At 39.5% G+C, this 22,322-nt stretch carries 15 protein-coding genes, 1 pseudogene and 1 riboswitch; of the genes and pseudogenes, 6 read left to right on the top strand and 10 right to left on the bottom strand.

Translation table 11 applies throughout. The annotated features are described in order from the left end of the window. Window positions 1-78 precede the first annotated feature (78 nt). Together MTCD1_RS00445 and MTCD1_RS00440 are read right to left on the bottom strand one after the other, a co-directional pair. The gene (locus tag MTCD1_RS00445; protein ID WP_231733084.1) at window positions 79-3,315 is read right to left on the bottom strand and encodes an efflux RND transporter permease subunit; all 3,237 of its coding nucleotides are present in this window, start codon (window positions 3,313-3,315) and stop codon (window positions 79-81) included. A gap of 2 nt (window positions 3,316-3,317) precedes the next feature. Continuing rightward, the gene (locus tag MTCD1_RS00440; protein ID WP_057182521.1) at window positions 3,318-4,553 is read right to left on the bottom strand and encodes an efflux RND transporter periplasmic adaptor subunit; all 1,236 of its coding nucleotides are present in this window, start codon (window positions 4,551-4,553) and stop codon (window positions 3,318-3,320) included. 429 nt (window positions 4,554-4,982) lie between these two features. Between MTCD1_RS00440 and MTCD1_RS00435 the strand changes: the two genes are divergently transcribed. Beyond that, entirely contained in the window at window positions 4,983-5,837 is an 855-nt protein-coding gene (locus MTCD1_RS00435; protein WP_057182523.1) for a CvfB family protein, read from the top strand. 50 nt (window positions 5,838-5,887) lie between these two features. Then, window positions 5,888-7,018: an ABC transporter substrate-binding protein gene (locus tag MTCD1_RS00430; RefSeq protein ID WP_057182525.1), complete on the top strand. Its 1,131-nt coding sequence runs from the start codon at window positions 5,888-5,890 to the stop codon at window positions 7,016-7,018. 176 nt (window positions 7,019-7,194) lie between these two features. On the opposite strand, the gene MTCD1_RS21630 is transcribed toward MTCD1_RS00430, so the two are convergent. The 4 genes and pseudogenes from MTCD1_RS21630 to MTCD1_RS00415 form a co-directional block, all read right to left on the bottom strand. Next, window positions 7,195-7,629 carry a group II intron maturase-specific domain-containing protein gene (locus tag MTCD1_RS21630; RefSeq protein ID WP_231733093.1) on the bottom strand — a complete coding sequence of 145 codons (435 nt, stop codon included), beginning with the start codon at window positions 7,627-7,629 and terminating at the stop codon, window positions 7,195-7,197. Window positions 7,630-7,632: 3 nt separating this feature from the next. Next, window positions 7,633-8,406: pseudogene (gene ltrA, locus MTCD1_RS21625) on the bottom strand (group II intron reverse transcriptase/maturase); the annotation flags it as partial. A 1,127-nt stretch (window positions 8,407-9,533) separates the two neighbouring features. Then, on the bottom strand, window positions 9,534-12,029 hold the full coding sequence (locus MTCD1_RS00420) for a TonB-dependent receptor (RefSeq protein ID WP_057182527.1): 2,496 nt from the start codon (window positions 12,027-12,029) through the stop codon (window positions 9,534-9,536). Window positions 12,030-12,157: 128 nt separating this feature from the next. Beyond that, a complete protein-coding gene (locus tag MTCD1_RS00415) occupies window positions 12,158-12,481 on the bottom strand; it encodes a hypothetical protein (RefSeq protein ID WP_057182529.1) in 324 nt (107 codons plus the stop codon). Between the two features lie 207 nt (window positions 12,482-12,688). Here MTCD1_RS00415 and traF point away from each other — a divergent pair, with 207 nt between their 5' ends. Beyond that, a complete protein-coding gene (traF, locus tag MTCD1_RS00410; RefSeq protein ID WP_057182531.1) occupies window positions 12,689-13,954 on the top strand; it encodes a conjugal transfer protein TraF in 1,266 nt (421 codons plus the stop codon). A gap of 191 nt (window positions 13,955-14,145) precedes the next feature. Here traF and MTCD1_RS00405 read toward each other — a convergent pair whose 3' ends face one another. The 3 genes from MTCD1_RS00405 to MTCD1_RS00395 form a co-directional block, all read right to left on the bottom strand. After that, on the bottom strand, window positions 14,146-15,276 hold the full coding sequence (locus MTCD1_RS00405; protein WP_057182532.1) for a succinylglutamate desuccinylase/aspartoacylase family protein: 1,131 nt from the start codon (window positions 15,274-15,276) through the stop codon (window positions 14,146-14,148). Between the two features lie 24 nt (window positions 15,277-15,300). Next, a complete protein-coding gene (locus MTCD1_RS00400) occupies window positions 15,301-16,548 on the bottom strand; it encodes a PLP-dependent decarboxylase (protein WP_057182534.1) in 1,248 nt (415 codons plus the stop codon). Window positions 16,549-16,726: 178 nt separating this feature from the next. Beyond that, a complete protein-coding gene (locus tag MTCD1_RS00395; RefSeq protein WP_057182536.1) occupies window positions 16,727-17,476 on the bottom strand; it encodes a 2,3,4,5-tetrahydropyridine-2,6-dicarboxylate N-succinyltransferase in 750 nt (249 codons plus the stop codon). Window positions 17,477-17,648: 172 nt separating this feature from the next. After that, window positions 17,649-17,898: riboswitch (Lysine riboswitch) on the bottom strand. A gap of 167 nt (window positions 17,899-18,065) precedes the next feature. On the opposite strand from MTCD1_RS00395, the gene MTCD1_RS00390 reads away from it, so the two are divergent. The 3 genes from MTCD1_RS00390 (at window position 18,066) to arcA (ending at window position 21,643) form a co-directional block, all read left to right on the top strand. Beyond that, window positions 18,066-19,130 carry a methyltransferase gene (locus MTCD1_RS00390; RefSeq protein ID WP_231733085.1) on the top strand — a complete coding sequence of 355 codons (1,065 nt, stop codon included), beginning with the start codon at window positions 18,066-18,068 and terminating at the stop codon, window positions 19,128-19,130. Window positions 19,131-19,154: 24 nt separating this feature from the next. Next, window positions 19,155-20,786 (top strand): sensor histidine kinase, encoded by a 1,632-nt coding sequence (locus MTCD1_RS00385; protein ID WP_082606592.1) that lies wholly within the window; start codon window positions 19,155-19,157, stop codon window positions 20,784-20,786. Between the two features lie 155 nt (window positions 20,787-20,941). Continuing rightward, a complete protein-coding gene (gene arcA, locus MTCD1_RS00380) occupies window positions 20,942-21,643 on the top strand; it encodes a two-component system response regulator ArcA (protein WP_057182540.1) in 702 nt (233 codons plus the stop codon). A gap of 95 nt (window positions 21,644-21,738) precedes the next feature. Here the strand turns inward: arcA and MTCD1_RS00375 are convergent, their stop codons facing one another. Next, the gene (locus tag MTCD1_RS00375; RefSeq protein WP_231733086.1) at window positions 21,739-22,095 is read right to left on the bottom strand and encodes an Hpt domain-containing protein; all 357 of its coding nucleotides are present in this window, start codon (window positions 22,093-22,095) and stop codon (window positions 21,739-21,741) included. Window positions 22,096-22,322: the final 227 nt, after the last annotated feature.

The raw sequence follows: 22,322 nt of genomic DNA, 5'->3' as shown, positions 1-22,322 counted from the left end.
ATAAAAAACCACCGACTAAGCGGTGGTTCTCATAAAATGGCTCTTGTCTACTGAGCTAACTGAGCTAACTGAGCTAACTTACACTTTAGTGGTATCCGCAGCATCCGTACCAAACAACATTTTTTTAATGGCATTTATAAAACGTCTTACCAGCATACGCATATCTTCAATGATCATATAAAGGCTCGGAATAAACACTAAGGTCACTATGGTGGCAAATAGCACACCAAAGGATAATGATACCGCCATGGGGATCACTATTTGCGCCTGAGCACTGGTTTCGAAGAAAATAATGGGTACCAGGCCAATAAAAGTAGTGACTGACGTTAACATGATGGCACGAAAACGCTTGGTGCCCGCATGTATTACCGCATCTTTTAAGGTCTCGCCACGCTGTCTTGCTTTGTTAACAAAATCCACCATCACCAGCGAATCATTGACCACCACGCCCGATGCAGCCGCAATACCAAACATGGATAATACGCTTAAATCCAAGCCTAACATCATATGGCCGAATACCGCTCCAATTATGCCAAAAGGAATCACAGTCATGATCATGATTGCTTGTGAGTAAGATTTTAATGGGATAGCTAACAGTGAAAATATAATCATAAACGAAATCATCATGTCACGGAGCTGCTCCGCTGCACCATCCATTTCTTCCTGAATACGTCCAGACACTTCACTTTTCACTAAAGGATATTTTCTCAGTAACTCAGGAATAAAATTATCACGAACATCTTTAGTCACTTCAAAGGGCTCAACCTGTTCAGCATCCACTGATGCCCAGACATTGATGGTGCGGTTACCATTTTCTCGACGAATGCGAGTAACACCATCAGTAAGAATAATTTCAGCCAACTCAGACAAAGGCAATTCTGCACCATTAGGGGCTTGGATCATGACATCATCAACATGGCCAACACTGCTGCGTTGCTCAAGCGGATAACGTACCATGACCTTAACTTCTTCACTATCACGCAAAATACGCTGCGCTTCTAAGCCATAGAAACTATAGCTAACTTGCGAGGCAATATCTTCCAGTGTTAAACCTAAACTATAAGCTAGAGGTTTTAAGGTGAACTGTACTTCCTTAGCACTGGTTTGGCGTGAATCATTAACATCACCGATACCTTTAAGTGAATTAAGTTTCAGCTTGAGCTCTTGCGCCGCAGCCAGTAACTGAGCATCGTCTTTGCTTTCCAGTCTAAAGGCAATATCACCATCATCTCGACCACCGCCAAACAAATTATCACTAATGGTTAGCGATTTAACACCTGGGTAGTTAGGAATTGCCTTACGCCATAAATCGGCCAGCTCAAAAGTGTTGATAGCTCTATCCTTTGGAATAACAAGCTTGACCATCACTTGACCGTTTGTTCTGCTACGTAAATCAACTTGCATATCGGAGATCATTGAACTGCCATATTTAGCTTCAATATCTTTATCAATTTTATGAATAATACTTTCAATGCTGAGTAGGGTCTTTAAGGTTGCTTTTTCTGAGGCATCAATATTCATTTCCACACTGATGCGAGGAAAATCATGAGGTATCTTAGGTTGGCCAACATAGCGAACTAAACCGCCACCAAATAAACCGGCACTTATCAGCATCAAGCTAATAAAAAACATCAGCACCGCATATCGATATTCAATAAACTTGATTAAGGCTGGACGATATACATTTTCGATAAAGTTTTTTAACTTAGTATCAATCCAAGCACGAAGCCTATCTAGCGGGTTTCTCGGATTAAACTTTTTCGCCTTCATTTTAACCAAATGCGCCGGTAAAATAAGTTTTGATTCGATTAGTGAGAATATTAGACATAAAACCACCACGGCACCAATGGCCTTACCAAAGGCAGCGGACGGACCTTCACCAAAGAGAAAGGGCAGAAACACGGCAATAGTGGTTAGTACACCAAAAGTGGCTGGCATAGCGACACGTTGCACACCACGAATAACATTGTCTGTGGTATGCCCGTATTTTTCAATTTCTTCATGGGCACTTTCTCCCATAACGATGGCATCATCAACCACTATGCCAAGTACTAAGATAAAGGCAAATAAACTAATAACATTGATGCTGACACCGATAAATTCCATCGGCATAAATAATAACGTGCCTAAGAAACATACTGGCAAACCCATCATTACCCAGAAGGCTAGCCGTACCCGTAAAAATAGCGCCAACATCAAAAAGACTAACACCGCACCACTTTTCATGTTGTCGAGCATCATGTCCAAACGGCCATTGAGGTAATAAGTCATATCAACCCAAGTTTCTAGCTTAACTCCTGGAGGTAAAATCGACGATTTTTCATCAACATAGCGATTCATAATATCGGCGACCTTAGTAATACTTTGATTATCTGCAGCGCCGATAAAAATAGTGATTGAATTTTCACCATTAAATTTAGAATATTGTAAACCTTCCTGGAAGCCATCATTGATGGTGGCAACCTCACCTAGCAAGACTTTAGTGCCATCTGCCAAAGTAATAACGGGAATTTGTTCAAACTCATAGCCACGATAGGCTTGGTTTTCCACCCGCAAGTTGATATAACCATTAGCAGCGCGAATCTGTCCAGCAGACATATTGCGAGAAAAACTACGTACCGCGTTAGCGATATCCCTAAAACTTAAGCCGTATTCTCTTAATTTATCTTTACTGACTTCAATGGATATTTCATAGTCTAAGCCACTGTATAACTCAGAAATACTGATGCCGGGCAGTTGCTGTATTTCATTATGAATTTTACGGCCAAGCTCTTTTAACTCACCATTAGTTAAATCACCATAAAGTGAAATATACATCACTTCCTGACGGAATTTCTCTCGCTCAACCTTGATTCGCTCCATACCGTCCGGAAAACTTGGAATAGCATCAATGGCTGATTTTACCTCTTCCAAGACAATCTGGGCATCATAATCAAGCTCAACTTCAAACCAGCCGTTAGAATAATTTCGGCTAGAATAAGTTATCACTCGCTTAAGTCCTTGCACTGATTTAAGCGCTTCTTCGATCTTAATGGTAATACCTTCCTCAACCTCTTGAGGTGCGGCTCCAGGATAAGGTGCATTATATGAAATCCAGTTATACTCTAACTGGGGAAACATTTGTTTATTAATGGTCAGTGCCGTTAAGCTGCCACCAATCAAGATAAAAAACATAAGTAAGTTGGCAGCGATACTATTACGAGCAAACCAAGCAATAATACCTTTATGAGTATCGATATTATCAAGAGGTCTATTCAAATTTTCGCTATCAATATCTTGTTTATCTTCAGGGGTATTCTCTACAGAAGAAGTCATTTTTATTCTCCTGAGTCTTTTTTGTTATTACTGGCCATTTGTGTTTCGCTTGAATTTTCTTCACTTGTTGGCAATTCTTTTTCGGCATCCTCAACCACTAAGGCTAATTTCATGCCATCAACTGGGTAATCAAGTGCAGAAACAATTAATTGGTCACCGTCAGCTAAACCATTGGCGACCACAACATGGCTACCTTGTTGGCGAACAATATCAATAACAACATAATGCAACTTTGATTCACTATCTAAAAGAGCCACCTTGCCATTGACCACTAAATAACGAGGAATTAGGGTTGCCTGACTAATATCATAACCCTTAATTTTAGCGTTAACGTAACTACCAAAACGTAGCGGTACACCCGTAGTATTGCCCGAATTTAATAAGTAAGGATCATTAATTTCAGCTACTAAATAACTCATACGACTTTGACTATCAATGATACCTTCACTGCGTGATATATGTGCTTGCCATTGTGTGCTTTGTCCCGCATAAGTACCAATTAAATTAACGGGTGCATTAACACCTTGCTGAGTAACTGCAGTTTTAGTTAAAAAAGCTAACTGATTATCTGCCACGGGCAAACGAATTTCAGCAACTGCGGTACCCAATACATGACCAATTTTACTACCAACACCAACAAAAGAACCTAAACCAACATTACGACTGTCTATCAAGGCATCGTACGGCGAGCGTATTTCAGTACGTTCTAAATTCCGTTTTGCACGTAATACTGACGCTTGCGCCGATTTTACTCGTGCTAACTCTTGAGCTAATTGTGGTTTGCGTAAACTTAACTCGGTCGGCGAACTATTTTCAATTTGTTTCCATTCTCGCTCTGCTACTTTGCCTTGCGCCATTTCTTTTTCTAAGGCTGCGCGTGCTGAAGCCATAGACGCCTGGGCATCAAGTAACGCCGCTTTATAATCACTGGGGTCAATACGTGCTAATAACTGACCTTTCTTGACAAAACCGCCACGAACAAACACCGCACTCAACTCAACAATTTCACCGTTGACTTGCGCAATTAATTCGGTTTCATATTTAGGTTTTACCATACCGTAAGAGTTTACTGTCAGAGTCATTGGTGCCACGGATATTTTTTCAACGGCGACAATAGGAGTATTATCAACTTGCTCTTTTTCCTCCGGGGGCTTTTTCATACTAGAAAAACCCACCATGGCGGCAATGCCGGTAGCTAAAATGACAATAGGTATAATAATTTGTTTTTTAGTGGCCACTTTTAATCCCTTTTTCTCTAAAAGTTTGATGTTTTTTATTTGCTCTAGTGCTTTGTTGCTGGCAAAGTTATTTTTATTTTATCTCGCTAGAATAACCAATTATTCATTACAAGTATGAACAAAGATGTAACTCGGTATTACAAGATTCACGCCAAGTGATAAACCTGCCAAGTCAAAATGGTAATAAAAACTTTAAACCCTTATTTTTCATATGGATAAACGATGTTTTTCTGTTATCACTATATAAGCTATTAATTAATATAAAATAAAACTCTTTAGCTTTTACTATATTTCACCATTTTTTAGTTATTCATTGATTGAACTTGCCAAACTCACCACTTCTGTGTAAACCATAAGCAATATTGAAATCATTGGGTATAGCCCATTGAATGCGCTACAATGTGACAAATTCTCTCCACGGCACAGCCCATGAACGACTCACAAATAACCCCTCAAGCAACCATAGGTAAATTCAATCAGCTTAACATTGTTGCCTTGGCAGACAATGGTGCATATCTTGATGCTGGGGAGTTAGGTGAAATTTTATTACCTAAGCGCTATGTACCTGAATTATGCAAAGTAGGTGAAAGTCTTAAGGTTTTCATCTACCGTGATTCTGCAGATAGATTGATTGCAACCACGGACACACCTTTAGCACAGGTGGGTGAATTTGTTTCTTTGAAAGTTATTGAAGTCAATAAAATGGGCGCTTTTCTTGATTGGGGCTTACCTAAGGATTTATTGGTGCCTTACAACCAGCAACACACCGCAATGGAAGTGGGTAAATATTACTTAGTCAGAGTTTTTCTTGACCAACTCACTGACCGTCTTGCTGCCTCAAGTAAGCTAGATAAGTTTATCGATATATGGCCAGCTGAGTACCAACAAGGTGACAAAGTAAACCTCATTATTGGTGGCAAAACGGATTTGGGTTTCAAAGCCATTGTTAACGATCTACATTGGGGCTTACTTTACGATAATGAAATTTTTCAGCATCTTAGAGTTGGCAAAAAAATTACCGGTTATATTAAACAAGTTCGTGAAGATGGCCGTTTAGATCTTATTCTAACCCGTGGTAGTAAAAATAAGGTTAATGATTTTTCTGACAAATTATTAGCACACATTGCTGATCGTGGCGGTGTGAGCTCATTACATGATAAAAGTTCTCCCGAATTGATCCAAAGCACCTTAGGGGTGAGTAAAAAAACCTTTAAAGCGACGGTCGGCAATTTACTGAAAAAAGGAAAAATCGCCCTAGTCAAAGATGGCATAAAGTTATTGTAATACCAAGTAGTACATTAAGCCAGTTACGATAAAATACCCAAAGAGTACCCATGGTGAATAAAATGTTGTTACTGTTAGCTATTACGGCTAGCAGTATTTTTCCAGGCAAAGCATTTGCTATTGATGTCACTTATATAAGTCAGACCCGCGTTATAACCCCCTATTGGTCTAATGTTTATGCTGTCGTGCAAGCTGCAGCGAGAGACTTGAACATTAATTTAACCATTATTGAAGGACAAGGACATCGCATTTATCAGGCAGAAGTTATTGCAACCTTGGTCGGCGCAACTAAAAAGCCAGATTTATTAATATTTCATGCCTATAAACAAAATGCTGCTCAGTATTTCAACCTACTTGAGCAAGCAAAAATTCCTTTTGTTACCTATTCAAATTTTACTGACCCAAAAGCCTTACCCGCCGATAGGCAGCTAGGTCATCCGCAAGGAAAATATAAATATTGGTTGTCAGAGCATTATGTAGCAAATTTTCAAGGTGCAGCATTACTGGTTAAGAGCTTAATTAATCAAGCTAAAACAAGTCAACCACAAAGGCAAAAGCCACTGAGAGTACTGGCCTTAAGTGGTGATTTAATCATGCAATCCCTTGAGCGCAGCGCTGGTATTGCCGCTCAAATCAAACTAGAAGATAATGTCATTTTAGTACAAGATATTGTGGTAAATTGGTCTAGAGAAGAGGCTAAAAACAAATTTAAAGCACTATTTTCCCGACATAATGGCATTGATCTCGTGTGGGCAAGCTCAGATGTAATGGCCTTAGGCGCCTTAACAGGTGCCATTGAGTTAGGCTTGCGGCCAAACAAAGATATTTTTATTGGCGGCTTTGATTGGGATGCAAAAGCAATAGCCAAAATAAAACAACACCAGCTTAGTGCTTCTGCAGGGGGACAGTTTTATAATATTGCTTGGTTACTGGTGCAAGTTTATGATCACTTTAATAATCAAGCAGCATTTCCTAGCCAGAATAAACAAATGGCTGCTCAATACACAGTTATTGAGCAAAGTAACCTAGCCCAGTTTGAGCAACTGACCACTATGGAAATTTTAACTTCGGTTAATTTTTACTGTTTTACTAAAACCTATACCCGCCAGACTAGTTATGATTTTTCTATGAGTAACCTGCTAAAACAATCGTCGAGTCCTGACAAGCAACACTGTCAATAATTCACTCACTTACCCATGCTCAACTTTATACCAGGTAATACGATAGTGCTACAGCTAGTAACCCAAGCTCAATTCAATGGCCATCGAGTAGGGTGAGGCTCATGCCTCATCCCTCTCACAGAACCGTACGTACGGACCTCGTATACGGCTCATGCAATTTACTATTTCTCATCAAGCTAATAATAAGAAGCAAGAACTCCTGTCTTCACTTCATCTATCTGATATAAGCCGATTTCTTTAAACCATTTGTTTGGCATTGCGTAGTTTGCTAGTGGACTCTTGGCACTTCGCCATGAGTTCATCTTGATAAACTTAAAGGGTGGCTTGAACTTTAACTGCTTTAATCGCCGATGTAATTTCATCGGCTTTTTCCACAACCTCAGTTGTACAGCCCTTAATCGTCGCCTGAGCCAAGCCGACAGTTGTTGTAAAATTGAGCTTATATTCGCTATCTTAAAGTAATTTACAAAACCTCTTAGCACTGGGTTGAGTCTTTTTAGCACTGTCACTAAATTACCTGCTCCATTACGCTTGGTGAGTTGCTTCACTTTTACTTTGAAGTTGTTGAGTTTCTTTTCTTGAATACGGGTGTAATTGCTGCCAATTATCACTCCTAAGAATTTTATCCCCGTGTCGCTATGTGCTATATGGGTCTTACGCTCATTTATTTTAAGTTTCAGTGTTACTTCTAGATAGTGGCTCGCTACTTTTAATGCGTTCTCTGCCCCTGCTTTTGAGGTGCAGAAAATCAAGATGTCATCCGCATACCGCACTATCCTGTGCTGCCTGCTCATCATTTATTGGTCAAACTCATCTAAATAGATGTTTGATAATAGCGGACTAATAACGCCTCCTTGTGGACTACCAAGTTCACTACTTTCAAACGTTGAGCCTACCATTACACCACTGTTGAGAAACTGTTTTATCAAGTTTAATATACTGCCGTCTGTGATGCGCTTTCTTACGAATTTTAAAATTAACTCGTGGTCGAGCATGTCAAAACATTTCGACAAATCCATATCAACAACGTGACGCTTGTTATACCTGCGTATAAATAACGTCGCTTTGCTGATCGCTTGATGACAGCTTCGCCCCACACGATAGCCATAACTTGATGGATGAAAGTGCGGGTCAAATATCGGTGTCATGATAGTCGATAAACATTGTTGAACAATTCGGTCTCGAACCGTTGGAATGCCCAGTAAGCGTTTGCCGCCATCGTCTTTGTCGATTTCAACACGTTTTACTGGTTGCGCTTGATAGCGCTTTTCTTGCAGTTCAAGCAATAATTGGTTGAGTTCTTTTTCCAAATTTTGGGTGAAATCATCGATACTCTGTCCGTCAATGCCGGCAGCGCCTCGATTCTTTTTCACTTGTTTGTAAGCCATATAAAGCGCTTGCAGTGATAACATGCGTCCATAAAGACTAAAATGTACTCTCAAATTACTGTCTCACATCACTTGGGATTAGCTTCCTTTACATCGGTTAGGTTTGTTTCATTATCGCGGTAAGCCTTCTAGCGAGAGAAATTTTATTCTCTATTATTGCAATGTACTTAACCGCCTTTATTTTGCCTCTAGTAAAGAGAAATAATTACTCCCCGTGTCCAGTTCCATTCTCAGCCTTGATTTCACCCTTAGCAAATTAAGGAGACCTTGCCTTATTAGACAACTCGTAGACCCGATACAAATCCCACTATTCTTGAGTGATTTATAAATCACTTCCCCCCTTCGCAATCAATGAAAGCTTTTAACTCAAATTGACCCTATCAAACACAATGCTGATAGTCGGCTTGGTTTTATCCTCCTCACCATTACTGGCTGTCATCGGCCTAGCCTTACTCACTACTACGGGTTCATCTGCCACCTCACACTCGCAAAATTCTTGAGTCACCTCTTGAATAATACGTCCAACCATTTTTGATCAAATCATTTTGATTGGATACAATGCCAGGCTTCCCCAGTTACTGCACTAGCTCCCCGATAGATATGCCACCCTCAAGCACAGCATTGGTCTGACTAAGAATAGGGCTTCGCGCTATTATGGACGCTTACCCACCAATACCGCCGAAACAGGTTACGGTTAGTTGTGTACATCTATCTTCCTATGGCTTCCTTCAGACCCTATCGTTAGCCAATAACGCCCTTGCCATTCAGATTATCTTCCCCTTAGTCAGGGTGATCAGGCTTCTTTCAGCCTGTCGGGTTTGCCAGCTTCGCTGGGCAAACATAAAAAAAGGCTACAACATGGTTATAGCCCTTTGCTAAAGGTGATTAAGCCGCGTTAAGACACCATAAAGATTATACCTAACCTGAGCTCTGGATAAGCCCTATTACACAACAAAGCTATTTTAACCGCTATCAGCGTTATTTCTACGACCAATAGCCCGCTATTGGGTACGTAAAAATGCCTTGATAACGACTAAATTATCATCATTGTGTATAACTTGTGATTTACTCTATAAACTTCAAAGTTTTATAATATTCATTATCCAGAGTTCAGGTTATCTAAAGTGTTAAAAGCTGCCACGAATGCCAATACTGAAATTACGACCAGGTAATGGCGCAATCTCTTTAATAAAAGACGAGTGCACCCGGGCATGTTCATTGGTTAGATTCTGCCCTTTCAAATACAGGGTTAAATCATCACCAACGCCAGCAATATAATAATTAACATGTGCATCAACCATAGTATAGCTATCTGTTGTGGTTTCTAACTCAGCAATATCTGTTTGTGCAAAGTAGTGGCTAACACTCAGTTCACTCGCAAATTTATCCGCTTGATAATTCACAATAACACCAAGCCTCATCGGAGGAATACGCGGTAGATTACCCTTTTCGTCATTATCAATAAGCCTAGCTCGAATATAGTCAGCAATTAAGCTGGTTTTAACGGCCGATGACACTTGATAAACAAATTCAGCTTCAGCGCCATACATATGCACATCAGCTTGCTGATAAACTAAGATAGGTAAGCCTGATTCATCTTCATCTGCTTCTGCAACAGTATGGACGTGCTCTTCGACAAAAAATAGGCCAGTATTTTTCTGGTAATAATAATCATCAATACGATTATAAAATGCGCTAATAACATAACCAAAATCACCGTTAAATTTCCGTAAGGTCAAATCCAGATTAAGCGATGTTTCGACCCTGGGTACTTGCTCAGCTAACTCGACCTGAATTTCATCACCGTCTTGATGCACAGCAAACATTGCGCCTACCTCAAAAGTGTTTGTGCCTATATGTGGACCAAATGAAAATAACTCGCCGGAAGAGGCGCCACGTTGTGACAGTGCTAGTGAAAACCCTAAGTTATAACCTGATTGGTAATCCCAGACTAAACCTGCTGAAGCACTAATCGGGGTAAATGATTGCCGTTCAAATGATACTAATGTTTGATGTTGCTCATTATGTGTTGGCTCTGTAGGCAATACATGGCTATCTGCAAAGCCGATCAAGCTATCATCAGCATCGATAGTGACTTGCTCTATTCTAGCGCCCAATTGCAATAATACCGGACCAAAATGTTTCTCTTCTAACCAAGCTGCGGCGAACATTGCCGATTTAGCGGGTGGCGAAAAAGCTTCTTCGCCGAGAGCTTTAAAGTCTGATGCTTTATAATGAATAGTCCAGGCTCCTTGCCAACCAGAAAAATCGCGATGAAAAAGATCAATACGCGCTTCCGTACTTTTATTGCTAAAAGTTGTGCCAACTAAGCCTGACTCAATTTCTTGGTGTTGATAATCACTGTAGGAAAATTTTGTGCCGACCTGGCTAATAAAGGCTTGTTCAAAATTATACTCGCCCAGCACTTGCCATCTATCTTGCTGCATTTTTGCATAAACACCGCTATCTTGGCTAGCACTCAGGGTTAACGGCTGACTATGTTCATCAGCATGTTCCCCTTCATGGCTATGGCCAGGAATTCCGTAGTCTCTACTCATAAAGCCATAAGAAAAACCGATAAAGCCATCGTCAAGTAAATAACTAGTACCAAAGGTGGCCCCACTGCTGGTAGAGGCACTATTTTCGAGACGGATTTTTCCATGCTCTTCATACTCGGCATCACTGTCCTGGTGTTCTTCATGGGAGTCAGCCTCACCAGCAAGTTTATAATCTTTAGAGTCACGCCAAAAACCATCCAAGTGAAAAGCGATATTATCTCGACCCGTTTGGATATTAATTGAGCCCTGCCGTTCATTGGAAACATCGTTATATTGTAACAAATAGTCAATTTGATCGTCAGTACTCCTTGGTACACGTTCATCCACCACATTAACCACACCACCAATTGCACCACTGCCGTAAAATAGCGTTGCTGGACCACGTAATACTTCTATTTGTGTTGCTGTACTTGTTTCTGTTGCTACTACGTGATCAGGACCAATACGTGAAGCATCACCAACGTCTAAGCCATTTTGGGTAATAAGTACTCTAGGTCCATCCAAGCCTCTAATAATGGGGGTACTGGCAACGGGGCCATAATAACTCGAATGAACACCCACTTCATTTTTTAGCGTTTCCCCTAAGGTTGCCGCTTGTTTCATTTTTAATTCATCGGCACTGAGCACATTAATAGGCAATGCCGACTCAATTAAAGAGCTATGTAACGGCATTGCATGTACATCAATAATTTCCATCACCGATGCAGACAAAACCACCTTTAGGTCAGTGACATCTTGCTCTTTAATAATAATTTGTTGCTTACTATGCCCATAATTTTTAGCACTAATATGAACTTCAAAAACGCCTTGTTTAACGTCGGTAAAGATAAATACCCCCTGAGCATTGGAACGTACTTGCTGTGTACCATTAGCTAGCTCCACTCTGGCATTATAAATAGCTTGGCCTTGTTTATTAAGCACAACCCCTGATAGGCTCTGCGCTAAGCTGGTTTGACTAAAACATAACATTGTTACGAGTGTTGACAGCACTCCGGTATTAACAATTTTTTTCAGAGGGAATTTAACTTGACTATTGATACTCTTTTGATTGGCAAAAAAAGACATAAACTGATTTCCGATAATTTTTTAGGTGATGCATACCGCGCTGAGAATTTAGTTTCACAGACAGCTAGCTGGGTGAGGGCTTAGTTACTGGCACTAAGCCCCACACAATAAAATACACGAGAAGAAAATTACAGCGAGCTTGGCGGTGCTCTTAACGGCGGGTTAATATAAGCAGGTGCGGCAAGCACGACACTGATAATTCGAACGTTGTTTAGTCTAGCTATGCTAGTTGCTACTGGGTATAGCCTGATAGAGCTGGGCGGAGAATCTAGACCTTGCTGACATAAATGACAGTCATGTGATGCAACATTTGCAAAGGCATCAAAGTCAACTTGAGTAAAATGTTCACTATGAGAAAAAAAAGTCGCACAAAAGAGCAAGAGCGTTATAACGCCCTGGCGAATTTTTCGCTTATTTATTTTAAGTTGATATTTAGCTAAGGTAAAGTCCATAAGTGTTATAGTATAACATTAATAAGATGAACTCAATGCTTGCTTATTTTATCATAGAGAGCTTTCCCCCTTGCGACAAAAAAAGCTATAAAAAAGCGATAGAAACATCAGGCTAAACAGCACCGCTGCGCTATACTTTGGCAAGTTAACCCTATATTTCTCTTGGGTAAAGTAGTTATGTTATCTTATTAGCACAAGGATTTATTTATGGCCCCTTTGACTTACTCCCCGTTAAATATTGTCTGCCTGCACACATTTAAACCAACATTATTGTTAATTTCGATCATGGCTATGGCACTACCTAGCTATGGAGAGAGCTTTACCGCTAAACGTACCGGGCAAGGCTTTACCGGCTTAACCCAGGACTTTACCTCATCATTGAGTAACCCTGCATTACTGACCAAATTTGATAACTATGATGATATTTTCTTTTCTTTAAATATAGGTATTATGGCCTCGGATAAATATGATGTTGTTGATACTACGAAAGAAATCAGTGATAACCTTGATAATTTAGCCAAGGATATTAATGGCATTCAATCGCAAAACTTTCAATCGACAACCCAAGTAAAAAGTTACTATGATGACCTAAATCAGCAAGTAGATGATATTATTGCTGACTTTAAAAAAATTGATAATAAAGTAGTAAAGGTACGTAATGGTTTGAACTTCCAAATGATTATTCCTAACCAGTATTTAAGTTTTGGTTTGTTTACCAATCAATACGGACGTATTGCTGGCACACTAGACTACAGCGAAGACGATGAAAAAACCTTAAATGACGCGATTTTATCCGCTAACTTAAACTTAAATGATCTGGCGTCAGCAACAACTACCCTTGGCTATTCAATTGCCGAAGCGGGTGTTATGGCTGCTTATCCTGCGATTAAACAAGCCAATTATGACTTCAGTATTGGCGCAAAATTAAAATATCAACGCATTGATCTTTATTATAATAGCGGGAAAATCAATGAATTTGACGATGATGACTTTGAGATCAGCAATGACGAGAATATTACCGATAAAAGTGGTAGCAATGTTGACTTAGGTTTATACCTAACCTGGGGAGCAGAGCGTCAATGGCACGCGGCTCTGGTCAGTAATAACTTGCTAAAAAAAACCGTATATCATGTTGAACAAAATATTACTTTTACTTTAAAAAACAGCACTGTCTTTGGTTTAAGTTATCAAAATAGTTGGCTAAGCCTAGCAACAGAGATAGACTTAACCGACCGAGCGCAGTTTGCTGCTTTAGCGGCATCAAAATATGCTGGCGTTGGTGCTGAGTTTCGTTTCTATGAACATATTCAATTTCGCTTAGGTTATCGTACTGATTTAAATGAAATTGATGACGATATTTACACGGCTGGTATTGGCATTTCACCTTGGGCGGTATTTGCTATTGATATTGCCGCTTTCACTGGCGATAACGATACTATTGGTGCGGCCTTGCAACTCAGTTTAAAAATATAGCCAGTGATATAAATAACATAAAGAGCGGCCTTAATAATCTCGCTGCTAGACATATTGTCCCAGTGAGTTCGCGCGTACATCCTGTTTTGCTCGCTCCTAGATATCCCTATCTCCGCGAGCTACCGTACATCCTGTTTTGCTCGCTCCTAGATATCCCTATCTCCGCGAGCTACCGTACATCCTGTACATAATTAAAGTTCGAAGTAATTACAAAGTACCTTATACAACTCAGTGCCCTGATTAACGCTAGCAGAAGCAAAATGTAAAATAGGGATAACCTCTTGCTCAAGCGACACATAATGCAAGGCATCACCATCACCATAATTATCCATACGCAGAATTCGTACTAAAGGCTCGCCGGCAGCTAAGGGCTTGCCAAACTCAGCAAGGTAATCGACCATACCGCCCATGGGAGAATATAAGGCTTTATAATCTTTCAAGTAACCTGCGTATCGAGTCATTTTTTGTGGCTGATATTGCTTATTATCGATAACACCCTGATATTGTAAATAAGATAAAATACTTAAGGCATCTTGCTTGGCGACATCTAAGTCTATTTGCTCTTGCGAACCCAATTCGACGGTGAAACTTTCCTTGTTAAAAACCCCTTGGCCCATGGTAAATTTTCGACCCAAGTTTTCATAGGCCTGCTGTAAACTCCACCAAGGACAAAAGGTCGCCTCATCCATAGCGCCATCAAAATCATTGGGAATGAGTATAGTATGCTCAATATCAAAATATTTAGCGCTCGCTTGTGCATACTCAGGGCAATATAAATGTTTACTGGAAATTGGACCTGTGTGTAAGTCCAAAACTATATCCGCTTGGTGCGCTAGGCGCTGTAATTGATAAGCAATGCATTGACCTGTCGTTAGCCCCCAGGTGCTGTGTTTTAACTTATTTTCAACTTCACTAAGCAATAGTTGCTGAAATTTATCTTTTATTTCCTCTTCACTGGCATCTAAGTACTGTTGGACAAAAGGCTCAATAACACTTTCATCAAAATGGTACATCCTATTCCAGTTTACTCCGGTAATAGGATCAAAGCGCCCTAAGGTATACTCACCATTTTTGTGATTACAAGCAATGGGGTTGGCATAAGGAACTAAGGTAATATTACCTTGCAAATTACAGTGCTGTAGTAGTTCCAATAATTGGAAAATAACCGCATTGCCTTGCACTTCCGCACCATGCATATTTGCCTGTATATAAACACTGGCAGCAGCATTATTTTTACCTTTAAAGGCATAAACAGGTACAGTTAGTTTAGTGCCACTGGCCATTTCGCCAACGGACATAACTTCTTTGCTAAATTTATTCATCTTCTTCCCTTAACTATTCCTTAACTATGCCAAATAAGATGAAGCTGGCTGAGCCGCTCTAACTTGAGTAAGAATGCCATCTTGATAAACATACTCAGCCGCTAATTCATGACATAAAAAAAATGGCATACTTTCAGTAAAGCCATAAGCACCACAATAACCAAACACTAATTTATCGCCTACATCGATATCAGCAGGTAAATGTAAATGCCCAAGTTTATCCATGCTAGTACATAAAGGACCATGTAGGTCAAAAGCCTGCATAGTAGTATTTTCAGCAGAGAAACCTGCGCGTAATATTTGTACCGGAAAGGTTTGTTCGGTGATTGCTGGGCGTAGTAAATGATTTATACCTGCGGCTAACACCAGCTGCTCTTGGTCATAATTCATTTTTCTATCCACTACCGGTACGACATAATAACCACACTCGGCCACGGCAAAGCGCCCTAACTCCAGCCACAACTCTTTAACACCTGACTTTGCTTTGATAACGGCTAAGTCAGCAATAATTCGCGGCCAAGACAACGTTTGCCCTACCCCTAAATAATCAATGCCTAAACCACCACCTAAATCGAGTATATCGAGTGTCATACCTATGCTGTTAGCTAAGTCAGTCAACGGGCTTATCATTTGCGACCATAATGAAAACATTTTTTCATTACTGAGCATATTGCCCCATTGAAAAATATGTAAGCCACAAATTGCCAACGCAGGATAGCTATCTACATGAATATTTTGCCACTCAGACACGGATAGACCAAACGGCGTTAAGCTATTACCACCGAGTGGGTTTTTCTCGCCTTCATGCCATTGCAGCTGTACTCTAAGTAGCACTTTTGGCTTATCAGCCTCACCTGATGATAATTCTTGTTCAAGCACTACTTCATTAAGCCAAGTAAGTTGGTTCAAACTTTCTACCACAAAGGTTCTCACCCCTTGTTTTATAAACGCCGCTAGCTGTTTTTTAGATTTTGCCGGTCCGGTATTTAGCACTCGGCTTGGATCTACACCTTGGGCGAGTACCTGCGTTAATTCACCGGCGCTGGCGACATCAAAGTCAAAACCAGCACAGTCTAGGGTTTGAATTATTTTTGATAGCGGATTTGCTTTAACAGCAAACCATAATTTAATAACATCTTGCTGCTGCAAAGCGGCTAAATGCGCTTTAAGTGCATCAAGTTGATAAACAAAATAGCCTTGTTCGTCTTCAGGAGAAACATGTTCAAGCAAGGAATTTTCAATACTGGTATCGAACCAAGTGGCTTTAGTCATTATATTTTTCTTTAATCTTAAAACTCAATCGAGTTAGTAAATTAGTTAATCTAGTGAATAGATTAATCAATCAGCTTTAAGCTGCATGGTTCAAGCTAAAGAAAAAAGCACAGAATTGATGACTATCAATGAGTACTTTTGACGCATAGATTGCACCATACAGCGACAAGATGATTAATTAACGCAGAATTGATTCTAACTCTAATGATGCATCGCTTTGTTCATCACGATACTTAACAATAAGTGCACAGGCCATGCTTAAACCTAGCTCTTGTGCCCACTCACCTTTGACAGGTCGGGTACCAGGAACAACCACAGCACGCTCTGGTATTTCAGCGCCTTTTTCTCGCATAACTTGGTTTACACAATCATAAACAGGTACAGATTTAGAAAGAGATACACCTGGTGCTAACACCGCACCTTTTTTAACCACTATACCTTCAACGACAACGACACCGGCACTCAAAAAGGCATCATCTTCAATAATGACCGGACTAGCCCCAATAGGCTCTAAGACCCCACCAATTTGCACGGCAGCTGAGATGTGAACATTTTTCCCCACCTGCGCACATGAACCAATTAAAGCATGGCTATCTACCATAGTACCGGTATCAACATAGGCACCAACATTGATGTATGCTGGTGGCATGATGATTACACCTTCAGCAACATAGGCTCCAGCACGTACTGATGAGCCACCAGGCACCAAACGAACGCCATCTTCTGGTGTAAACTGACGAGCAGGTAAGTTATGTTTATCAACAAATCCTTGATAATTACCATTTAAAGCAACATTTTCACCGGCTTTAAATGCGGCTAAAATGCCTTGTTTTACTTCAACATTGACATGCCAATTACCGGCTTCATCTTGGTTTGCCGCTCGTAAACTACCTGATTCCAACTGTGCTAAAACATCTTGCCAGTTCATTTTTCACTCCGCTTATCTGATAAAAAATCTATAGAAAATAATGTGTACCTAGTGTTATTACGGACATGGTTAAACATGCTTGATTAATAAAGCTAAATACATTGTGCGAAGTACTGGGCAATTACAAAGAAGAGCATAACATCAGCGGGGCTGGCATTTTGGCTAAGATGCAAAGGCCAGAAGCTCCCCACTTAAACAACCAACATGGTTATGGTTCAAAGTGACAGTTGTTGGGATTCAGCCCACTACTTTATAAGGTATAAAATAAACAACCGATAAACAGCCAATCAAATAGCCATCTATCTCGGCGTTAATCCCCCTCATTACCCTCTACAAAGTTTGATCTCTGTTTTTGACTGTATTAAAAAACCATACAAACAAAACAACGGTAATTACCTGGTTAACGCTCCTCTTCTGGCCCTATTAAAATTTAGTGGTAAGTTAATTAACCACTAAATATGAATTAGGGACGTTGACTATTTAAGCATTTTTTTTACTTGGGTACAATTAACTTAGCGCAAATAGCCCTATTCCCTTATACTAATTTCCCGTAGAATATAACCTTTATTCTTTCTCTATTTATTGCCCTATGTCTTTGTCGAATCCTAGCCAAGTTTTATTACGTAATAGTGAATTACTGCTGGCTAAAGCACCCTTGTTGATTAATTTACCTGAAGATGGTTTCATTGATGCGTATATTGAACTACATCAGCCAAACAGTATTAATTGTTTTAATACTAATTTTATCGATTATCAGGCAATCACCAAAAAACATGGCCACACTGCTAAAAACAGGGTACAGGCTACTTTCGCTAGCACTTATCAAACAAAAATGTGCCATGATCTCGTCATAATTGCGTTCCCTAAAAGTAAGGTGGAATTAGCTTTCACCCTAGCGACGATTGCTCATTGCATAAATGACACCACAAAAATATTACTGGTAGGCGAGAAAAAAGGTGGCATTCAATCTGCACCTAAATTAACCAAAGAGCTACTGACTTGTTGTCAGAAAGTCGATGCTGCTCGCCACTGCCTGCTTTTTGTGGGCTTATTTCAGCCAGAAAAATTATCTGCGGTTTTCAAGGAGCAAGATTGGTTTAAAAAATACCATATTACTGTCGATGGTATTGAACTAACAATAGCGTCACTACCTGGCGTTTTCAGCCAACAAAAACTTGATGTAGGCACGGCTTTATTATTGAGTAACTTACCGGAAAAAATGGCGGGAAAAGTACTTGATTTTGGTTGTGGCGCAGGTGTTATTAGCTGCTTTATTGGCAAAAAATTTATCGATACAAAGTTGTCTCTACTTGATGTCAGTGCTTTAGCATTAACGTCAGCACAAGAGAGCTTAGCTTTAAATGGTTTATCGGCACAGGTATTCCCTTCAAATGGCCTAGCTGATGTTAGCGAACAATATAAACACGTTGTTTCCAACCCGCCTTTTCATCAAGGTGTCAAAACACACTATCAAGCCAGCGAAGACTTTTTAGCGGGGATAAATAAACAACTTTATAAGCAAGGCTGCATTACCATAGTAGCCAATAGCTTTTTACGCTATCAAGCGATCATGCAAACATATATTGGCCATACTCGTGTTATAGCAAAAGACAAAGGGTTTACTATTTACCAAGCTCAGCTATCATCAAAGTAATATAGGTATAATTTATTGGATACCATGCCAAAGTCAAATCAAACCATGTCGCTACATACTCGCTTAGTACAGAGTATTATGGCGTTAAGCACCATTATATTGCTTGGCGCTTCGATAAGCATAATTTATATGGTTGATAAAAAAGGTGATGCAGCCATTGCCAGTGAAACGCGTGCGTGGGCAAATATATTGGCTAAAAACAGTACTCCATTCCTAGAAAGTGACCATGACATTAGCCAAGTTAAACTAAAAGAAGAACTTAAAAAATTAATCACTAGCCCCATGATTAACCATATTCATGTCTATCGATTAAATGATGATGGCAGTATTGAGTATTTCACTAGCTATAATAAAAACCATAGTTTTCCAGCAATTAGTAACAAGATCGCGCAAATTTCACAATTAACTGATATTAAATATCAAAATGACCATCTAGAGCTCATCGTTAAAATTACTCAAGGGCAACAGACTTTAGGCTATTTATTTATCCAATCGAGTCTACTGGAACAACATAAATTTATTAGAAAATTAACTTATTTCACCCTGGCTTTCTTATTTTTATCCTTGCTGCTTGCCTTTGCCCTTTCCCAATGGCTTTTTAAAACAACGAGCCAACCCATGGTGAAGTTAATCGATGATATAGGGAAAATATCTAAAAGTAGAAATTATCAGACACAATTAGCGCGACAGCCTTATAAAGAGCTTGATATTTTAACCAAAAGTATTAACTTATTACTGCTTCGCACCGACAAACACATTAGTAACTTTGTCGAAGATCACCAACATACCCAGTCACAAAAACAAGCACTGGAAGACCGACTCAGTGCCAGAACAGACGCGTTAAAAGAGTCAAATCAGGAACTATTGTCAACATTAGAGAAACTGCACGAATTCCAAGATCAATTAGTCGAAACAGAAAAAATGGCATCCCTTGGTGATATGGTTGCGGGTATTGCTCATGAAGTAAACACGCCAATAGGTTTAGGTGTTACGGCTTCAAGCTTATTGGCAGACAAATTAACTGAAATCAAGACTGCCTTTGAAAATAAAACACTAAAATCTAGCCAATTAAAAAAGTTCTTAAACGATGGTGATGAAAACATCGCTATTATTTTTAGAAATTTAGAGCGGGCAGCGAAGTTAATATCAAGTTTCAAAAAGGTTGCCGTAGATCAATCTAGTGCTGAGAGTCGAACCTTTAATGTTCGTGGCTTAGTGGACGAAGTATTGTTAACACTATCAGCGAAACTTCAATCGGCCAAGGTTGCGGTATCAGTTACTTGCCCTGACAAGTTATACATTAATAGTAAGCCTGGCCCCATTAACCAAATATTAATCAACCTAATTCTTAATTCAATTTATCATGCTTTTGATGGACTTGAACATGGTACGATTACCATCAACATTATGAATTTAAGCGACCAATTACATATTAATTACAGTGACGATGGCATTGGTATTGATGAATCAATCAAAAATAAAATTTTCGACCCCTTTACTACTACCAAGCGAGGCAGGGGTGGCAGCGGACTAGGTATGCATTTAGTCTTTAATTTGGTAACTCAGGCTTTAGGTGGTCATATTGTTCTTGATGAAGAACAAGAGCAGGGCGTGAGTTTTGACATCACCTTCCCAGTGGAGTTAGCAGCAAGCTAATGAAATAATAACCATTAAAAATTGTTTTTTCATTTTCACTTGACTAAAATAGTTAAATAAATGTAAATAGTTAAATAAATGTAAACGTATACATAAGTACCACTTATTAAAATAATAATCACCATAGCCATTTAAAATATTAGGTAAATTCCACTATGCAAACTTATCAAATCTTAGTAGTCGAAGATGAAGATGTCACTCGCTTTAACTTGCGCAATTTATTTGAAGCCGAAGGATACATTGTTTTCGAAGCTGTTGATGGTGATAGCATGGCTGAGCAGCTCAAATTAAATACCATCAACCTTGTCATTATGGATATTAATTTACCCGGAAAAAATGGTTTGTTATTAGCACGAGAATTAACTGCCAATAAAGACTTGGGCTTGATTTTCCTAACGGGTCGAGATAGCGATATTGATAAAATACTGGGCTTAGAAATAGGTGCTGATGATTATTTAACTAAACCCTTTAATCCACGTGAATTGACCATTAGAGCTCGAAATATTTTAAGTCGTATTAGTCAATCAAGTAGTGAAACGGTACAAAGCGTAGTTAGTTTCAATCAGTGGACTTTGGATGGTAACTCTAGGCAGATGACTAGCCCAGCCGGTGAAGTTATTGCTATTCCTCGTGGTGAATATAGAGCATTAAGCTTACTGATAAAAAATGCTGGTAAAATAATTACCCGCCAAGAACTTATTAAAGAAATGACCGGGAGAGATTTACGCGCTAATGACCGTACGGTTGATGTCACCATAAGACGATTACGTAAGCACTTTGAATTGAATCCAGCAACACCTGAGCTGATTAACACCATTCATGGTGAAGGTTATCGTTTTGTCGGGACGCTAGATTAATACCCATATCACTCAGCTATTTAAGCAGCCCATGATTTCAATAGTAGTAAAGTAGGGCTGCTGAGCAAGTACCGCTTAGGCAAAGTTCAGCTTAACTAATGACTTGCCAACCAATCTTTAAAAGCAAGCATTGCCTGTCCATTTGCCAATTTTAATTCTGTTAATAAAACAGCTTTTTGTTGCTGGCTCGCAGCAGTTTTTTCTAATAGCTTTAATTGTCCATGTAGCTTGCACATACCAACACTTGCTGCCGCGCCTTTCATTTTGTGGCAATGCTCTTGCCAATCAGCAAGTGAGTCATTCACTTGCGCACGTTCAATATCATGCAGATAAATTTCTACCTGTTGGCTATATAAAGAAAACATTTGTTCCACAATAGCTTTACCCAAACTGTCTAAATAACCTTGCAATAACTCTAGGTCTAAGTAATGACTTGCTTGTTCAGTTTCCACAGACACACCTTTTGAGGTAAATACTAACGAGTAGCTCTATATTAACGCAGTAATAAAACGTAGACAAACTTATTGAAAATTAGAGAAACAAATAAGGTTACTGTATGTTTTTTAGCTATAGAGCAACAACAATAATGATTACCATTAAAAAATAAGCTAGAATATGCGCCCTTAGATCTACTCTTCGTATTGATTGCAAAAAGTCTCGAAGTGTAGTTAATAACTAT

This window comes from Colwellia marinimaniae (genome assembly GCF_002207865.1).
In the GTDB taxonomy this organism is placed as follows: Bacteria; Pseudomonadota; Gammaproteobacteria; order Enterobacterales; family Alteromonadaceae; genus Colwellia; species Colwellia marinimaniae.
This window is presented reverse-complemented; position numbering and strand designations above follow the sequence as displayed.

Excerpts from the sequence above, each read along its gene's own strand:
- MTCD1_RS00445 (WP_231733084.1), bottom strand. The coding sequence starts at position 3,315 with ATGACTTCTTCTGTAGAGAATACCCCTGAAGATAAACAAGATATTGAT.
- MTCD1_RS00435 (WP_057182523.1), top strand. The coding sequence starts at position 4,983 with ATGAACGACTCACAAATAACCCCTCAAGCAACCATAGGTAAATTCAAT.
- MTCD1_RS00430 (WP_057182525.1), top strand. The coding sequence starts at position 5,888 with ATGGTGAATAAAATGTTGTTACTGTTAGCTATTACGGCTAGCAGTATT.
- MTCD1_RS00420 (WP_057182527.1), bottom strand. The coding sequence starts at position 12,029 with ATGTCTTTTTTTGCCAATCAAAAGAGTATCAATAGTCAAGTTAAATTC.
- MTCD1_RS00415 (WP_057182529.1), bottom strand. The coding sequence starts at position 12,481 with ATGGACTTTACCTTAGCTAAATATCAACTTAAAATAAATAAGCGAAAA.
- traF (WP_057182531.1), top strand. The coding sequence starts at position 12,689 with ATGGCCCCTTTGACTTACTCCCCGTTAAATATTGTCTGCCTGCACACA.
- MTCD1_RS00405 (WP_057182532.1), bottom strand. The coding sequence starts at position 15,276 with ATGAATAAATTTAGCAAAGAAGTTATGTCCGTTGGCGAAATGGCCAGT.
- MTCD1_RS00400 (WP_057182534.1), bottom strand. The coding sequence starts at position 16,548 with ATGACTAAAGCCACTTGGTTCGATACCAGTATTGAAAATTCCTTGCTT.
- MTCD1_RS00395 (WP_057182536.1), bottom strand. The coding sequence starts at position 17,476 with ATGAACTGGCAAGATGTTTTAGCACAGTTGGAATCAGGTAGTTTACGA.
- MTCD1_RS00390 (WP_231733085.1), top strand. The coding sequence starts at position 18,066 with ATGTCTTTGTCGAATCCTAGCCAAGTTTTATTACGTAATAGTGAATTA.
- MTCD1_RS00385 (WP_082606592.1), top strand. The coding sequence starts at position 19,155 with ATGCCAAAGTCAAATCAAACCATGTCGCTACATACTCGCTTAGTACAG.
- arcA (WP_057182540.1), top strand. The coding sequence starts at position 20,942 with ATGCAAACTTATCAAATCTTAGTAGTCGAAGATGAAGATGTCACTCGC.